Genomic DNA, 16,027 nt, shown 5'->3' with positions numbered 1-16,027 from the left:
CGATTTTCAGCTTCTCAGACTCTGTCGGCTCGCAGAGCTCTCGCTGTAAGCGCGGTTTTCGCGTTTACTTGTTATAGGCTTCGGAACGTGAGATCCATGCTTTTCACTCCCCCTAATTTCTTCCAAAAAAAGTGTTGCAACAGAGTTAAATCCGATGTACGATATTACAAATGATAAAGCGCTTACACGTCCGCCGCTCCTGTATTAAACCGGTTTAAGAGTAAGGGGACTATGTCCTCTATACTTACAAATTATTAAGCGCTTACAATTATTATTTTTGTAAATTCAATTAAACCGGTTTAACACCATATATACTTAACTTGATTACGACCGTTCTGCTCATTTATCTGTATTAAACCGGTTTAATGCGTGATTTAGCTAGGAGGTGAAGGGAAACAATTTTCAGAGCTTGGTGAAGAAGATTGAAGTACCAGTATAATCATGGAGGGGATAGGTTTGAACAAGAATAAGTTGTTTTTTGTAGGGATGATGTTGATCTTTGCCGTTGTTTTTGCAGCATGTGAGAGTGAAGGTGATCCTAAGCCAAGTTCAGATGTTCAGGCAACGAAAGCGCCTGTGGCATCTGCATCAGTAAAGGCTGACGGCTACAAAGAGGCCCCCATGTTAACTAAGCTCGTCGGTGCAGGCACATTGAAATCTGTGATTGAACGTATGCCAGTTAAGGAAGATATCATGGTGGAAAAAGTAACCGATGAGATCGGCAAATACGGCGGCGATTGGAAGCTGCCTTGGACCGGACCTAATGATCGTTGGACAGTCGGTCAACCGACAGAGGAGTCGCTTTTCCGGTTTAACAAGGATGGAAGCGCTGTTGAACCTAATGTGGCCAAAGGTTTTGACGTGAATAAAGATTCAACCGAATTCACTATTTATTTAAGGAAGGGCATGAAGTGGTCTGACGGCATGCCATTCACAGCCGATGATGTCCTGTTCTACTGGGAGCACATGCTAACGAAAGAAACCTTCGGCAAAAAAATATATGACGCTTATTACTCCGTCGATCCTGTGACAGGGGAAAAAGCTTTAGCTAAAGTTACGAAAATTGATGATTACAGCTTTAAGGTTGTACATAAGTATCCAAGTGTGCTGTTCCTGGAGCGCGTTGCCATTGACAACAAATGGTTCTTTGCACCGGCACATTTCCAAAAAACGATACTGCCCGAATTTGTAGGTCAAGAGAAAGCTCTTGAGATCGCAAAAAAATGGGGCTTTGAGGATGTTAAGTCTTTCTTGGTAGCAACGGGCTATTATTATTGGGTAAACCCTCAAATCCCGACTTTAAGAGCTTGGGTCGCTAAAAACGATCCGAATAGTGATCAATTTATTATGGAACGCAATCCCTACTATTGGAAAGTGGATAGCGAAGGCAACCAACTACCCTATATGGACCGCATTGTCGCTACCAAAGTTCAGGATCCTGCTCAACGAGTTCTTGGCACACTAGCAGGAGATTATAATCTTCTTGATTTTGATTTTAAAGATTTCACCGTATTGAAAGAAAATGAGAAGAAAGCAGGGTTCCGCGTATTGCCGTGGACCACGCCAACATGGTCAAGTGCTGGCCTTCAACTCAATCAGACTATTGAAGATCCTAACCTGCGCAAGTTGTTCCAGGATATTAAATTCAGAGAAGCGCTGTCCGTTGCAGTTGACCGTAAAGAAATATCCGAGATCGTTACGAATGGGTTAGGTTTACCTCAGCAGGCATCTGTTCCGGATGGCTTAGTTGGCTTCCAAAAAGGCTGGGCGGACCAGTGGAGTAAATTCGATGTGAATCGGGCCAATCAATTATTGGATGAGTTAGGACTGACCAAGCGGGATAAAAATAATTTCCGTTTTACATGCAGACGGCTCGGATTTAACCATCACGGTTATTGAAGGCGATACGAATACAGCAACTTTTCTAGAATTAGTTAAAAAGTATTATCAAGCAGTCGGCGTTAAGATGGATGTAAAGGTTGTGGATAAAGGAACACACCAGGAACTCAAGTACTCGAATAAGATCCCAGCAACCACGGAAAATATTTCGTTAGTCAATTTAGCCTTCCGGCCTGACACGCTTGTTCCTCTGAGAGTGCTGACCCCATGGTTCGGACATTACGGATTGTATACATCTTCCAATGGAAAAGAAGGCGTCAAACCAGAAGGTGATGTGGCCTTAATTCTGGACTACTGGAACAAAGTAAAATCATCTCCAAGCAAAGAAGAAATTAATAAATGGAGTAATGAGATCATTAAGCTTCACCAAAAAAATCAATGGATTATTGGTTATGCCGGTCCAACACCAAAGCTCGTTGTCGCTTCCAATAAAATGGGTAACGTACCGAAGGATTTGGTTCATGCCGATGAATTCCGCACTTTAGGGCATGGTCATCCTTCGCAATTTTATATCAAACCATAAGTTAAACCTGTAACCAATAGGGGGGAGCTTAACTTCCCCCTTATTGTCTTCAGCAGCATCTTCGAATGAAGCGGAGAGGATTGGATAGAGATGCTCCAATATATTTTAAGAAGAATCATATTGGTAATACCCGTCGTTATTTTTATATCAATGATCGTTTTCTACATCATTCAACTGCCGCCCGGTGACTATGTATCGACTTATGCGGCTAAGATGTCTGTGGCTGGCGATGTCATGACGCAGCAGGATATGGATGAAATGAGAGCAAGCTTAAGATTGGATCAACCATGGTTTATGCAATACCTAGCGTGGATGAAAAATATTGTTTTTAATTTCGATTTCGGGTATTCGTTCAGCTATAACAGGCCTGTTATGGACGTCATATCGCAGTACATGGGGTTAACGATCATCGTCTCTTTGGTAACGATGGCCTTTACCTATGCGGTGGCGATCCCGATCGGTATTTACTGTGCGGTAAGACAATATTCGATTGGTGATTATATTTTTTCAGCCATAGGCTTTCTTGGCATGGCTACCCCTCACTTCTTGATGGCTATTATTTTAATGTACCTCTCTTATGTGTATTTTGGCGATCCCTTACTAGGACTATTTTCGAGTGAATTCGTCAATGCAGGATGGTCGATGGACAAGGTTCTTGATTTGCTGAAGCATATGATTATCCCTATTCTTGTGATTGGCTTGGCGAACACGGCAGAGTTGATTCGAGTCATGAGAGGTCAAATGCTGGACGAATTGAATAAGCCGAATGTGGTGACAGCAAGATCAAAGGGCTTATCGGAAACGAAAATATTGCTTAAATATCCGACGCGCGCTGCTATGAATCCGATCGTAAGTACTATTGGGTGGTCACTAACCTCCATTTTCACAGGTTCGACGATTACGGCAATCGTATTGAATCTACCCATTCAAGGCCCCGTTATGTATAACGCATTATTAGCCCAAGATATGTATTTGGCTGGCACCTGGTTATTGTTTATGGCTGTGTTAACGGTTATAGGGACATTAATTTCGGATATTTTATTGGCATGGCTCGATCCAAAAATTCGCACAGAGTTCAGAGGTACATAACCTATGAAAACAATTCCGATAGCAGGGAAACAGAAATTAAACGTGATCAAGCCTCAAAAAAACAGCGATGTCTATTACAGTTCACAGTGGCGTCTTATGTATCACAGGTTAAAGAAGCATAAATTAGCCCGTATCAGCTTAGTGATTCTAGCCTTGTTCTACATAGCAGCCATCTTTGCTCAGTTTATAGCGCCTTACGGGTTGGAGAGCTACGACAGTAAATATGTGAATGCGCCTCCTGCTAAAGTAAGCTTCATAGATGCCGAGGGCAAGTTTCAATTTAGACCGTTTGTATATGACCTAAAGTCAGCCAGAGACCCGGTTACACTTCGTAAAGTCTTTGTTCCAGATGAGAAGGTTCGCCATTCGATCCGCTTTTTTGTCAAGGGTGAAAGCTATAAATTTCTTGGCTTGATTCCAACGAATAGACATCTATTTGGCGTAGATCAACCTGGTCGTGTATTTATATTCGGTACGGACGGGATGGGCAGAGACTTATTATCGCGAATCGTGATGGGAAGTCAGATTTCATTAAGTATCCCTCTCATTGGCGTAACGATCAGCTTTGTCCTAGGTTTGTTTATCGGGGGTGTATCAGGGTATTTCGGAGGATGGCTCGATTCGCTCATTCAGCGTTTCATTGAAATTATTCGTTCATTTCCGACGCTTCCTCTATGGATGGCACTATCGGCTGCCATACCACCGCGTGTGCCCGTCGTAACGATGTATATCTATATTGTCATTATCTTTGCCTTTATTGGTTGGACGGAGCTGGCCAGGGTAGCAAGAGGAAAGTTTATTTCGTTGAAAAATGAAGAATATGTGCTAGCAGCAAAAATAGCCGGCGTTAGCGATGCAAAAATCATTATTAAACATCTGCTGCCTGGTTTTATCAGCTACTTGGTTGTGGCAACGACACTAGCCATACCCGGTATGATTCTCGGGGAGACAGCAATGAGCTTTCTTGGACTCGGTATTCGCTCTCCTGCTACCAGCTGGGGTGTTCTGCTTCAGGAAGCTCAACAGATCGAGAATGTCGCTTTGTATCCATGGAAGCTAATCCCCTTAGGATTTGTCATCGTTACCGTATTAACCTTTAACTTTCTAGGAGATGGATTGCGCGATGCAGCCGATCCATACAAGAAATAATCCATATTAGCGTAAGGCGAGGAGATATTATGACATCTCAAGCTTCTGTTTCACAATCCGAACAGCCCCTGCTATCCGTTCAAGACCTCAAAATTCGCATTCAAATGGATAATGGGGAAATGAAAGCTGTTGATGGCGTTGATTTTGAAATAAAAAAGGGTAAAACATTGGGTCTTGTTGGCGAATCCGGCTGTGGAAAAAGTCTGACCAGTCGAGCTATCATCGGTATTAATCCCAAAGAATGTGAAACCTCAGGGAAGATTGTTTATCACTCTACCTCTGAGAAGGCGTTAAACGATTTGGATTTGTTAGCTCTAGATTCGCGAGGAAAACAGATTCGATCGATTCGCGGACGAAAAATAGCCATGATATTTCAAGAACCCATGACGGCATTTTCGCCGATGTATACAATCGGGAATCAGATCATGGAATCCATTTTGATCCACCGCACCAAAAATAAAAAAGAGGCCAAAAAGATAGCGCTAGAAATGCTCAGTAAAGTTGGGATCTCCGATCAAGAGAAGCGGTTTGACCAATTTCCGCATGAGTTTTCCGGCGGCATGCGCCAGCGTGCGATGATCTCCATGGCTTTATCCTGCAATCCGGAACTGTTAATTGCCGATGAGCCCACGACTGCGCTGGATGTAACCATTCAAGCACAAGTGTTAGAGCTTATGAAGGGACTCCAACAGGAATTTGGTATGGCCATTCTGCTGGTGACTCATGATCTTGGGATCATAGCAGAGATGTGTGACGAAGTAGCGGTCATGTATTTGGGGAAAATTGTTGAGCAATCGACAGTAGAAGAAATTTTCAATAATCCGAAACACCCGTATACGAAGGGTCTGCTCAAATCGATGCCAAGATTAGGCGGAAATAGACATACACGTCTAGAATCGATCGAAGGAACAGTTCCGATGGCATTCAATATGCCTCCAATGTGCGGATTTTACGAACGGTGTAAGGATCGGATTGATGGTGTATGCAATAAACAGGCCGTGCCGAAAACTCGAATATCCGATAGCCATATGGTTAGATGTTTTCTTTATAAGGATGAGGGTGAAGGAGAATAAGGATGTCTAAACCTATACTGAAAGTAAATAATCTAAATAAGGATTTTCAAGTGAAATCGAAGAATAAGATGTTTAGCAAGCCTTCATCTATTCGTGTTTTGAACAACGTTTCTTTTGAACTGTTGGAAGGGGAGACCCTAAGCATTGTCGGCGAATCAGGCTGTGGAAAAACGACGCTAGGCCGTTGTATTGTGAGAGGGATGGATGCCACTTCAGGGCAAGTGATGTATCAACCTGAAGGTGAAGACCAAGTAGATTTTTTAGGGCTGCGAGGCAAAGAATTCAAGAAATATAGGAAAGATATTCAGATGATTTTTCAGGATCCCTATTCATCTCTCAGTCCGAGAATGAGCGTATACGATATTATTGCTGAGCCGCTGCTTGCCAACTTTAAGCTGTCGAAAGCACAATTGGACGACAAAGTTACCCAAATCGCAGAGAAGACCGGATTAAATGTCAGCTATCTCAAACGGTATCCTCATGCCTTTTCCGGAGGGCAAAGACAGCGTATCGCTATTGCGAGATCGCTTATTTCTCAACCGAGACTAATTGTATGTGATGAAGCTGTTTCAGCGTTAGACGTGTCCATTAAAGCACAAATCATTAATTTGCTGAAGGACCTGCAAGAGCAGCTGCAGATCACTTATATTTTCATCTCTCATGATTTATCCATCGTTCAAAACATATCCGACAGAGTAGCTGTTATGCACTTAGGGAAAATTGTGGAATTGGCGCCGGTGGATTCGTTATTTGATCATCCCAAGCATCCCTATACAGAGGCGTTATTGTCGGCTGTACCTGAGCCTGATCCGAATTATAAAAAGGATCGAATTATTCTCGAAGGAGAAGTTCCTAATCCAGCTAATCCTCCAAGCGGATGTCACTTTCATCCAAGGTGTACGTATAAGACCGATAAATGTATACAGGAAGAACCAGAGATGCAGGCCGTCGGCGAAAATCATTATGCTGCCTGCCACTATGCGAGTCAATTAAACTTACGAGGTGTAATTCATGAGTGATACGACAACGATTGATCCTAATGCTAAGAAGCTTATTGTTTTTCTGGACTGCGGAGATACCATCATTGATGAAGGAACCGAAATTAGAGATGACCATGATATTGTCATTAGTGCCAATGTGATTCCAGGGGCCGATATTATGGTGAAGACGCTTGCCGAACGTGGATATATACTAGCCATCGTAGCCGACGGTAGGGCGCAATCGTTCAAAAATATTTTAACACAAAATGGATTGTATGATTATTTTACTACGATGATTTATTCAGAGACCATTAAAGCTTCTAAACCAAGTTCCCGTATGTTTAAAGCCGCGATTGGAGCATTGGATCTCAGTGAGCAGGATTGCTCCCGTATTGTCATGGTTGGCAACAACCTGAGCCGCGATATTAAAGGAGCCAATGCTATGGGGATTACGAGTATCTTCCTTAGCTGGACGCCTAGATACCCGAAATTGCACGCAGACGAAAGTGAAATACCCGACTATACGATCAACCATCCGCTGGAATTAATCGACTTGGTGGAAAAACTCAACGAAGAGTTAGGATAAATGGATGGTTGTTGAAGGGATGTTTGATCATATATGGCTAAAATTGATGAAGTAGCAAAATTAGCGAAAGTCTCAAAAGGGACAGTATCGAATGTTTTTAGCCAAAAAAGACCTACAAGCGACGAAGTGAAAGAGAGAGTCATGACGGTCTCCAGACAATTAAATTATGTGCCTAATCATATTGCGCGAAGCTTGGCTACGAAGAAAACCATGGCGATCGGGTTGACCATCCCGCATGGCAGCTTCTTTTTTAGCGCATTTCATACGCAGTTCATCAATGGCGTTATTTTGGAAGCTTCCTTTTATGGATACAGGGTTCTGCTAGATATGATTCCTGTGCAAAAGGTGAAAACACCATTCCTGTCGAGTTATCCGATTGATGGTGCTGTTGTGATGAGTCCAACGACCGATGATGACCGTATCAACCTTATGCATGGTGAACAAATCCCTTTTGTTACTGTCGGTAGAGTCATGAATACCCATATTCATAAAGCTTTCAGCGTGGATAACGACAATCACAAGATTATTGACAGCATCTGCAAGTATTTGATCGACAAGGGTCATAAAGCCATTATGTTTCTAAATGCAAATGAACTTATGACCGTGTCCATCGATAGAAAAGCAGGCTTCATTAAGGCGATGAAAGATCATCAGCTTGACGTGGAAGAACACATGATTCATCATAAGCCCGCCCTACATACAAGTGAATACATGGACTATGGCTATGCAGAAACAATTGAAATCCTTGGTAACCAGAAGATGAAAGTAACCGCGATTATTGCAGATGACGACCGCACGGCATTCAGTGTCCTTAAGGCACTCAAGGATTTGAATCTCAGAGTACCAGAAGACGTATCTTTGTTTGTCATATGCGGAGATCTCTCCATGATGGTTCAATCGAACCCATCTTTGACTAGCATGGATTTGCAGCCTTCGGAATTAGGGGCTCAATCTGTCCGATTGTTAATGCACCAACTAGGTGTTCTGCAAGGGGATTTCTCGAAAAATATGATTATTGAAAGCAAAATTATAGAAAGAAATTCTTGTCTGACGATTGATAAGTAGTTGAAGACTATATCGGGAGGGCAGCAGGATGAATAAAGAAATATGGAACGTAGGCATTATTGGCCTTGGAGGAATTGGCGATTATCATATGAACCATCTTTCGAGAATCGCGAATACGAGAGTAGCAGCCATTTGTGATGTGAATACGAAGGCCGTTCAAGAGGTCGGTGATCGATTGAACTTATTGGCTGAGAAGCGCTATAGCGATTATAAAGCCATTATTGCTGATACCGATGTTGACTTTGTCATATCCGGTGTCTCGAATAAATTCCATTATGACATCTTAAAATATGCGATAGAATGCGGTAAACCGATATTTTCTGAAAAACCTTTCACACGAACGATGGAAGAAGCAGATGAATTATTAAGCTTGTATGAAAAAAATCCGATACCTTGCATGATTGGATTTTCCTACCGCTACAGACCTTGCTTTCAATACGTTAAACAGCTTGTAGAACAAGGGACTTTAGGGCGTATTCGGCATATTGCCGCTCACTATTTGCAAGAGGAAAACGCGCCAATGTTTAATAAGGAGTACACCTGGCGATTTAATAAAGAGATGGCAGGGTCAGGTATATTAGCGGATATAGGCTCTCATATGGTGGATGCGGCACGCTTTTTTGTAGGAGAATTCACGCAAGTGGCCGGTATGATGAGCACCTTTATCGATCACCGAACGGATCTGCGAACGCAGCAACTCGTTGAAGTAGACGTTGATGACTTTACCGGATTCCAGTGTGTGCTTGAAGGTGGTGTAATGGGAACGTTTTATACCCATAAAAATGCAATTGGAGCGAAAAACCAATTTCATGTTACGTTGTTTGGCGATCTGGGCACCGTCAGGATTTCAGTCGAACAACCGAATGAAGTTCATTTAACGGTTAGAGAAGGCGAAAAGCTGGAGCTTACAGAAAAAGTAATTCACTTGGACGAGAAAACGATGAAACCCATGCTGCAGGATTTTGTGGATTATTTGGAACAGGCTAACTCTCCATTACTTCCGACAATCATAGACGGATACTGTAATCAACAAGTGCTGCAAGCGATCATAGAATCAGCTAAAGACGGAGTAACGCGAAGCATATAACTGCATTCATTTTTAAAAAAGGAGCGAGTTGTATGATTAAAGTAACGATATGGAATGAATTTCTGCAAGAGCAAAGAAAAGAAGAGGTAGCCCGGATATATCCCAAAGGAATGCATGGAGCCATTGCTGATGGTATCGGGCAGGATGGCTTTGAGATTGGTTTTGCAACCTTTAATGAGCCTGAGCATGGACTAACCCAAGAAAAGCTGGATGCTACCGATGTGCTCATTTATTGGGGCCACGTAGATCATAAGGGCTTTCAGGATGATGTCGTCGATCGCATTTGTGACCGTGTACATAAGGGGATGGGGTTGGTTGTCCTGCATTCAGGCCACCATTCCAAGCTATTCCGCAAGCTAATGGGGACCTCTTGCGATCTGCTTTGGAGAGAAGCAGATGAGAAAGAGCGGCTTTGGGTTGTTGATCCATCGCACCCTATCGTAGAAGGAATTGGCCCCTTCATAGATTTGCCAGAAGAGGAGATGTACGGAGAGCATTTTGATATTCCCGTACCTGATGAATTAATCTTCGTCAGTTGGTTTGAGGGTGGCGAAGTGTTCCGCAGCGGCTGTACGTACCGTCGCGGTCAAGGCCGAATTTTCTATTTCCGTCCAGGACATGAGACTTATCCTACCTATCACAACAAAGATGTTCAGCGCGTGATCGCCAATGCGGTAAAATGGACAGCCCCGGTTATAAGAGAAAAAACGTTTTACGGACATCATTCTCCTCTGGAGGAAATTAAGAAGTAATTGATAACGACACCTTTGAGGTGTCGTTTTTTTGTCGAAAAAGATTTGCTTCAGGTGAGCATGAATCGACATACGGAATGAAAGATTTGGAATATGATAGATTTGTAGATAATGGAGTGATTAATTAATCATTGAAGGGGTTGATCGTTTTGGGCAAAAGCAAAATAGAAATATCCTCAAAAGGTATCGAAAAAACTCTTCGTAAATTTGATTATTTGCAAGCAATTTCTGAATATATTTGGAATGGATTCGACGCTCAAGCTACTGTTGTAGATGTTAAGCTTCATAAGAATATTCTAGGCGGCATAGATCAAATTGTCATTGCTGATAATGGTTATGGCATAGATAGGAGAGAATTAGATCGGAAGTTTACGCCATTTTTTGAATCAGAGAAGCAAGTTGATCCTGAAAAGCGAGTCAGAACGACTTCTGCCATGCATGGAAAGAATGGAATCGGTCGATTAACCTTCCATCACTTTGCTTCAGATGCAACATGGAAAACGACCTATTTGGATGGCCTTCTTAAAAATACGTATACCATTCGTATTCATTCGAAAAATTTGGATACCTATGAGGTTACGAATAAAATACTAACAGATGAAGATTCAGGGACGACGGTAACTTTTCATAATATCATGAAAGACTTTGTATATGAGGATTTGTTGACTTTTTTATGTAAGGAATTTGGATGGTTCCTGGAACTTCATTCTGACAAACATTTCGATGTTAGATTGGATGGCGTATCCTTAGACTATTCGTGCGTTATAGCCGAAAGAGAATGTTTTAAAATCGTTCATGAGCCTACACAAACGGAGTTTGAAATCAAATATGTTCGTTGGAATGATCGAATCAATCATGAATATTCCAAGCTTTACTTTATCGATTCGAATTTAGCGGAGAAGCATAAGCAGCCGACAACTTTTAATAATAAAGGCGATTCCTTCTATCATAGTGTTTATATTCAAAGTAAAGGATTCGATCATTTTGGTTTTGATAGTGAAGACAACGGTGGACAACTGGAATTATCTTTTGGAGCAAGCAGAAAAAGCGACGCGTTTCAATTTTTACTTGAAGAAATCAACACGTTTATTAAGCAAAAAAGGAAGCCCTATTTAGGATTATTTGCTGATCATGTAATTGAAGACTTTACGGAATCCAAGGCTTTTCCTACTTTTAAAGACGAACCTGAGGATAATACTAGAAAAGAAGAGCTGGAATCTGTCATCAGGGAAATGTGTCAACTAGAACCAAGAGTGTTTGCACGCTTAAATCCAGAACAGAAAAAATTGGTGGCTCATCTTATTCACTTAGCGATGGGTTCAAATGAGCGACAACGATTGTTGGAGGCTTTATGAGGTACATGACTTGGTCCGATCATGTTATGATAGATGCTGTTAAGTAAGCCGAAGACAGCGACCATCTATCTGAAACAAGGAGAATGAGCCAACGTGCACTTATTCAGCTATTTTACAGAAGTCGAAGAGAAGTTGTTTCTTGCTACTAGTGAGGACGGTTACCATTGGAACGAATTGAACGACGGGCGCCCTATTTGGGAATCACCGATTGGCACGAAGCAGCTGCGTGATCCGTTTATAATGGAAGACGCAGAAGGGAAGTTTCTCCTCGTATGGACGGACGGTTGGCAGAGCAAGAGCATAGGCTGCGCATGGTCCATGGACCTTATCCATTGGCACGATGCTAAACTCATTCCAGTGATGGAACACCTTGCGGAAACCCAGAATACTTGGGCGCCGGAAATTTTCTACGACACATGCAAGCAAGCCTACCGGATTGTATGGTCTTCTACGGTAGGAGCAGGTCCGAGAAATCACAGAATTTGGTCTTCGACGACAACTGACTTTCAGGATTTCTCGGAAGCGCAGATCTTCTTCGATCCGGGTTATAACGTTATTGATGCCACCATTACGGATCTAGATGATCGTTATTTGATGCTTTTTAAAGATGAACGCGGTCTTAATGAGAATGGGACTACGAATAAAGCCATTCGTTCCTGTATCATGGCGAAGGAAGATAGTGACCGCCCGTCGGTCAACCACATCTCCGAACTGATAACCCCGGCGCTTACGGAAGGACCGACGCTCTATAACGTGGAGAGAAACGGCGGCAAGGAATGGATTCTGCTAGTAGACGGATTTCAAGAGCATTATTATGGAGCTTACCATTCTACAGACCTGATGACCTGGAACAATATTACGGAACAAGTGAATGTGCCCAAGGGTGCTAGACATGGCTCGGTCATAAAGCTGAATAAGGGGTTATCCCTAAAGTAAAAACAAAGAAATGAGATGGCAAGGTTCTTGCCTACTCATTTTTTTGTTTCCTGTCAATTGCATGGGAAAGTCACCCGACTTCGATACTTTATTACAGCTATAAACTACCGTGTTGTTCTACGGCCTCAATTACTTTCAGTCGAGTATCTAGATTCACCGGATGACCATAGGCAAGTTCCAGTGCCCATAAGACTGCGCCAGTTGCGGGCGGGACTTGTAGAAGAATGTAATTGCAGCTGTGATTGGTCAAGTTGGCAATATGATTTTTGAAGTTTTGGAGCAGCAAAGGACTTTCAGCTTTGACCCAAACTGAGCCTGCCAGAATGATATCGACTTCATGTTCAAAATCCAGATTGTGCATGCAGCCAACCGTGGAGTAGGCCAGTTGTTTGGCCGTATTATCTAGAATATTCAGAGCTACGGAATCCCCGTTGTCTGCCGCGGAGAACAGGATTTGCACCAGCTTGGTGGTGGGACTTGTTCGCTTTTGTATGCCGTTCAAGGTGTATTCAATGAACAATTCTTTACTGGGGATTTGCAGCAGCTTCATGACGGGTTCAGTCATCCCGGTTTCCGGCCCCATCCGATAGAAAAAGTCATATACAGCCCGAAGTACTTTTCTGGCTAGAAAGAACCCCCCAGCTTCATCCCCAGATAGCTCACTGCCAACACCACCTACTTGAAGGCGCTTTCCACTTGGAGAAATCCCGCCCGTAGAGGAGCCAGAGCCATTAATGGAGCAAATGCCGAAGCCCTTTTCACTGCCTGCTTTAACACCCAGGAATGAGTCGTTGTCTATGGCATAGTGAGTAAAGCCGATATGCTCAATAACATGGCATAAATTTTCCTTCTGGGATGGAATGTCAGCACCAGCTAATCCGAAGGCACCTGCTGCAATGTGATCCATAGTTAACTGATTGCGCGTCAGCAAATGCTGAATATTTTCATTCATGATTCTGAATGAGCTCAGGTATGCGTCGGGGAATTGCTCGTGACTACATGTACCTGTATGAATATGGTCTACAAAGTTTCCCTGGATATCAAATAGAAAGTAGTCCGTTTTACTGTTGCCGCCGTCGACACCGATAATGTAGTTTTTATCGATCATGACTATTCACTTTAGCGAAAAACTGCGGGAGGTAGTCTCTGTGGGCTTCCTTCAACTCATTGAAACAGTGATGCGCAGCATCATAGTCACCGACCAATGGATTCATCAATAGGGCGCGCATGGCGGCATCTTCGCTGCCGTTCACTGCAGCAGCTACAGTTTCACGCTCATAGGCTTTGACCATACGCATATAATCGATGATATGTTGATTATTGAAATCTTTAACTTTGATCGGTGTGGCGCCATTTTTACCAATAACTGCACACACTTCAACCGCATCGGAGTCTTCCATGAAATCTAGTGCCCCGTTATTAAGCAGGTTGACCACATGGACCTCTTGTTTATCGTTATAGATGGCATCGACTAAGCTGATGGCCACTTCCGAATAATTGGCACCGCCGCGAGTAGAAAGCAGTTCTGGCTTTGAATGCAGTTCGGAATCCAAGTAGATGTTTAGCAGCTCCTCTTCAATCTGCATACATTTCTCGCCTCGGGTTAATTCGCTTTCTTTCAGCAATTTCAGCTTCTTCTCTTTGAAGTAATAATATTCCAAATAAGAAGAAGGTATAGCTCCCACCATCTGAACGACCTCTTTACTGAATCCACTTGAAGGAATATTCTTCATCGCTTCACTGTTAAGTCCCATATCAAGTGCCGTTTTCACATAATCCTTACCGTCCTGCTCAATCGTCGTAATCCAGCTTAAATGGTTAAGTCCCACATAGGTAAAGCTAGCATGGTTTAATTGCAAGGTTTCACGAATGCTCTTGAACATGTTGAAAGGGACATTGCACAGACCAAGCATCTTCACCTTGGAATGGTTGAGAAGAGCTTCTGTAATGATTCCAGCTGGATTGGAGAAATTGATGAGCCAAGCATCCGGACACAGTTCTTGCATACGGTCGGCAATATGAAGCATAACGGGAATCGTACGCATGGCTTTGAAAAAACCACCGATTCCGCAGGTTTCTTGCCCGATTAAATCGTATTGGAGAGGAATGGTCTCGTCGAGTACGCGGGCAGGCAGCTTACCCACACGAATTTGTGACAACACAAAATCCGAATTCAGCAGTGCTTCATCCAAGTTTTCAGTTAAGATCACTCGACACGGGATATTCGCTGCTTGTATCATGCGTTCACAGAGTTTTCCTACAATTCCTAGCTTTCTTGCGTCAATATCCATAAGCACTAGTTCATCTATTGGTAATACGTCTTTTCGCTTAATCATTCCTTCAATCAGTTCTGGGGTGTAGGTGCTTCCTGATCCAATAATCGCTATTTTCAATTTTTTATTCATCCATGCATTCACCCTTCCTATTCAGCTCAATCTCGCTGCTATTATAGCATCGCATTCAGAAACGCTGCAATATAAATTGGCGTTTAATTTCATTTTGGGTGATTTATTCTGAAAATAAATTTCTTAACTTATTATTCAAAATTGTTTACTATTTTAGATATTAATCTTGTTTTTTCGAGCAATTATACGTATGATGAGATTAAAATTTTAGCTCAGAGAAAATAGGGTGAACAGAGAATATATATGTCAATTAATGATAATATTTTGATAAAGATTCGTGATATGAAAGATAGCCTAACACCTGTAGAGAAGTTGGTAGCCGAGTACGTTTTGGAGAATTTAGAGGAAATCCCGCATCTTTCGATTAAGAGCCTTGCCGGGCTGACGAAGACCAGTGACGCATCCGTTCTTCGTTTCTGTAAAACAATGGGGTATAAAGGTTACCGGAACTTTATTGTAAGTATCTCAGCTTCAATTGGATCTATGGATGATGATGAGAAGGACCAGTACACCGATATACAACCAGGGGATGATCTATCCGTCATTATCTCTAATATTTCTCGTAATAATAGTAAATCTATTGAAGACACCCTCAGTGTCATCGATAAAAATGAAATAGCCCGTGCTGTAAAAGTTCTGCGTGAAAGTAATCGTATTGCTTTTTTCGGAATTGGAGCTTCCGGTCTGGTCGGTATTGATGCGGAGCAGAAATTTTCACGGATCAACAAGATGTGCCATACCTACACGGACGGGCACAGCCAGCTCACGGCAGCTACACTGCTGGACAAAAGTGATGTGGCCATCTTTATTTCGAATTCCGGCAGTACGGTGGAAATTCTGGATTCACTAGAAATAGCCAAAAAGAATGGCGCATGCATTATTGCCATTACCAAATATAATAAAAGCGAGTTAGCAGATAAGGCGAATATCGTCTTGAGCATCTCTACACCAGAGGTAACCATCAGAAGCGGTGCTATGGGTTCGCGAATTGCTATGCTGACGGTAATTGATATTCTTTTTGCTGGCGTAGCTAGTGCGGAATACAAGAAAGTGAAGAAATATTTAGCTAAAACGCACGATATTATAGCCAGCAGCAAACATCGCAAATAAAAGACAAAGACAACGCCT

General features: G+C 42.5%; 15 protein-coding genes. 13 read left to right on the top strand and 2 right to left on the bottom strand.

Annotated elements, in window-relative coordinates; genetic code table 11:
- Positions 1-456 precede the first annotated feature (456 nt).
- From QFZ77_RS29405 to QFZ77_RS29350, 12 genes are all read left to right on the top strand, one after another.
- Positions 457-1,899: an ABC transporter substrate-binding protein gene (locus QFZ77_RS29405; RefSeq protein ID WP_307445012.1), complete on the top strand. Its 1,443-nt coding sequence runs from the start codon at positions 457-459 to the stop codon at positions 1,897-1,899.
- A 67-nt stretch (positions 1,900-1,966) separates the two neighbouring features.
- Complete coding sequence (locus QFZ77_RS29400) at positions 1,967-2,422, top strand: hypothetical protein (RefSeq protein WP_307445010.1); 456 nt, start codon at positions 1,967-1,969, stop codon at positions 2,420-2,422.
- A gap of 90 nt (positions 2,423-2,512) precedes the next feature.
- Positions 2,513-3,511, top strand: a complete 999-nt coding sequence (locus tag QFZ77_RS29395) for an ABC transporter permease (RefSeq protein ID WP_307445007.1) — start codon at positions 2,513-2,515, stop codon at positions 3,509-3,511.
- 3 nt (positions 3,512-3,514) lie between these two features.
- Positions 3,515-4,660: an ABC transporter permease gene (locus QFZ77_RS29390; RefSeq protein ID WP_307445006.1), complete on the top strand. Its 1,146-nt coding sequence runs from the start codon at positions 3,515-3,517 to the stop codon at positions 4,658-4,660.
- A gap of 29 nt (positions 4,661-4,689) precedes the next feature.
- Positions 4,690-5,733 (top strand): ABC transporter ATP-binding protein, encoded by a 1,044-nt coding sequence (locus QFZ77_RS29385; RefSeq protein WP_307445005.1) that lies wholly within the window; start codon positions 4,690-4,692, stop codon positions 5,731-5,733.
- A 2-nt stretch (positions 5,734-5,735) separates the two neighbouring features.
- Positions 5,736-6,752: an ABC transporter ATP-binding protein gene (locus tag QFZ77_RS29380; RefSeq protein ID WP_307445004.1), complete on the top strand. Its 1,017-nt coding sequence runs from the start codon at positions 5,736-5,738 to the stop codon at positions 6,750-6,752.
- The gene (locus QFZ77_RS29375) at positions 6,745-7,299 is read left to right on the top strand and encodes an HAD family hydrolase (protein WP_307445002.1); all 555 of its coding nucleotides are present in this window, start codon (positions 6,745-6,747) and stop codon (positions 7,297-7,299) included. The genes QFZ77_RS29380 and QFZ77_RS29375 overlap by 8 nt, the downstream gene beginning before the upstream one ends.
- Before the next feature lie 33 nt (positions 7,300-7,332).
- Positions 7,333-8,364, top strand: a complete 1,032-nt coding sequence (locus QFZ77_RS29370; RefSeq protein WP_307445000.1) for a LacI family DNA-binding transcriptional regulator — start codon at positions 7,333-7,335, stop codon at positions 8,362-8,364.
- Positions 8,365-8,392: 28 nt separating this feature from the next.
- The gene (locus QFZ77_RS29365) at positions 8,393-9,451 is read left to right on the top strand and encodes a Gfo/Idh/MocA family protein (RefSeq protein WP_307444999.1); all 1,059 of its coding nucleotides are present in this window, start codon (positions 8,393-8,395) and stop codon (positions 9,449-9,451) included.
- 32 nt (positions 9,452-9,483) lie between these two features.
- On the top strand, positions 9,484-10,203 hold the full coding sequence (locus tag QFZ77_RS29360) for a ThuA domain-containing protein (RefSeq protein WP_307444998.1): 720 nt from the start codon (positions 9,484-9,486) through the stop codon (positions 10,201-10,203).
- Positions 10,204-10,352: 149 nt separating this feature from the next.
- Positions 10,353-11,558 (top strand): ATP-binding protein, encoded by a 1,206-nt coding sequence (locus QFZ77_RS29355; RefSeq protein ID WP_307444996.1) that lies wholly within the window; start codon positions 10,353-10,355, stop codon positions 11,556-11,558.
- A 93-nt stretch (positions 11,559-11,651) separates the two neighbouring features.
- Entirely contained in the window at positions 11,652-12,494 is an 843-nt protein-coding gene (locus QFZ77_RS29350) for a glycoside hydrolase family 43 protein (protein WP_307444995.1), read from the top strand.
- Between the two features lie 97 nt (positions 12,495-12,591).
- On the opposite strand, the gene QFZ77_RS29345 is transcribed toward QFZ77_RS29350, so the two are convergent.
- Together QFZ77_RS29345 and QFZ77_RS29340 are read right to left on the bottom strand one after the other, a co-directional pair.
- Positions 12,592-13,602, bottom strand: coding sequence for a BadF/BadG/BcrA/BcrD ATPase family protein (locus QFZ77_RS29345; RefSeq protein WP_307444993.1), 1,011 nt, complete (start codon positions 13,600-13,602; stop codon positions 12,592-12,594).
- On the bottom strand, positions 13,592-14,899 hold the full coding sequence (locus QFZ77_RS29340) for a 6-phospho-beta-glucosidase (RefSeq protein ID WP_307444991.1): 1,308 nt from the start codon (positions 14,897-14,899) through the stop codon (positions 13,592-13,594). The genes QFZ77_RS29345 and QFZ77_RS29340 overlap by 11 nt, the downstream gene beginning before the upstream one ends.
- Before the next feature lie 243 nt (positions 14,900-15,142).
- Between QFZ77_RS29340 and QFZ77_RS29335 the strand changes: the two genes are divergently transcribed.
- On the top strand, positions 15,143-16,009 hold the full coding sequence (locus QFZ77_RS29335; protein WP_307444989.1) for a MurR/RpiR family transcriptional regulator: 867 nt from the start codon (positions 15,143-15,145) through the stop codon (positions 16,007-16,009).
- Positions 16,010-16,027: the final 18 nt, after the last annotated feature.

Source organism: Paenibacillus sp. V4I3 (genome assembly GCF_030817215.1).
Classification (GTDB): Bacteria; Bacillota; Bacilli; order Paenibacillales; family NBRC-103111; genus Paenibacillus_E.
The sequence above is the reverse complement of the archived record's forward strand: the minus strand, read 5'-3'. Positions and strand labels throughout refer to the sequence as shown.

Coding starts and splice junctions, on each gene's coding strand:
- QFZ77_RS29400 (WP_307445010.1), top strand. CDS start 1,967: ATGGATGTAAAGGTTGTGGATAAAGGAACACACCAGGAACTCAAGTAC.
- QFZ77_RS29395 (WP_307445007.1), top strand. CDS start 2,513: ATGCTCCAATATATTTTAAGAAGAATCATATTGGTAATACCCGTCGTT.
- QFZ77_RS29390 (WP_307445006.1), top strand. CDS start 3,515: ATGAAAACAATTCCGATAGCAGGGAAACAGAAATTAAACGTGATCAAG.
- QFZ77_RS29385 (WP_307445005.1), top strand. CDS start 4,690: ATGACATCTCAAGCTTCTGTTTCACAATCCGAACAGCCCCTGCTATCC.
- QFZ77_RS29380 (WP_307445004.1), top strand. CDS start 5,736: ATGTCTAAACCTATACTGAAAGTAAATAATCTAAATAAGGATTTTCAA.
- QFZ77_RS29375 (WP_307445002.1), top strand. CDS start 6,745: ATGAGTGATACGACAACGATTGATCCTAATGCTAAGAAGCTTATTGTT.
- QFZ77_RS29370 (WP_307445000.1), top strand. CDS start 7,333: ATGGCTAAAATTGATGAAGTAGCAAAATTAGCGAAAGTCTCAAAAGGG.
- QFZ77_RS29365 (WP_307444999.1), top strand. CDS start 8,393: ATGAATAAAGAAATATGGAACGTAGGCATTATTGGCCTTGGAGGAATT.
- QFZ77_RS29360 (WP_307444998.1), top strand. CDS start 9,484: ATGATTAAAGTAACGATATGGAATGAATTTCTGCAAGAGCAAAGAAAA.
- QFZ77_RS29345 (WP_307444993.1), bottom strand. CDS start 13,602: ATGATCGATAAAAACTACATTATCGGTGTCGACGGCGGCAACAGTAAA.
- QFZ77_RS29340 (WP_307444991.1), bottom strand. CDS start 14,899: ATGAATAAAAAATTGAAAATAGCGATTATTGGATCAGGAAGCACCTAC.
- QFZ77_RS29335 (WP_307444989.1), top strand. CDS start 15,143: ATGTCAATTAATGATAATATTTTGATAAAGATTCGTGATATGAAAGAT.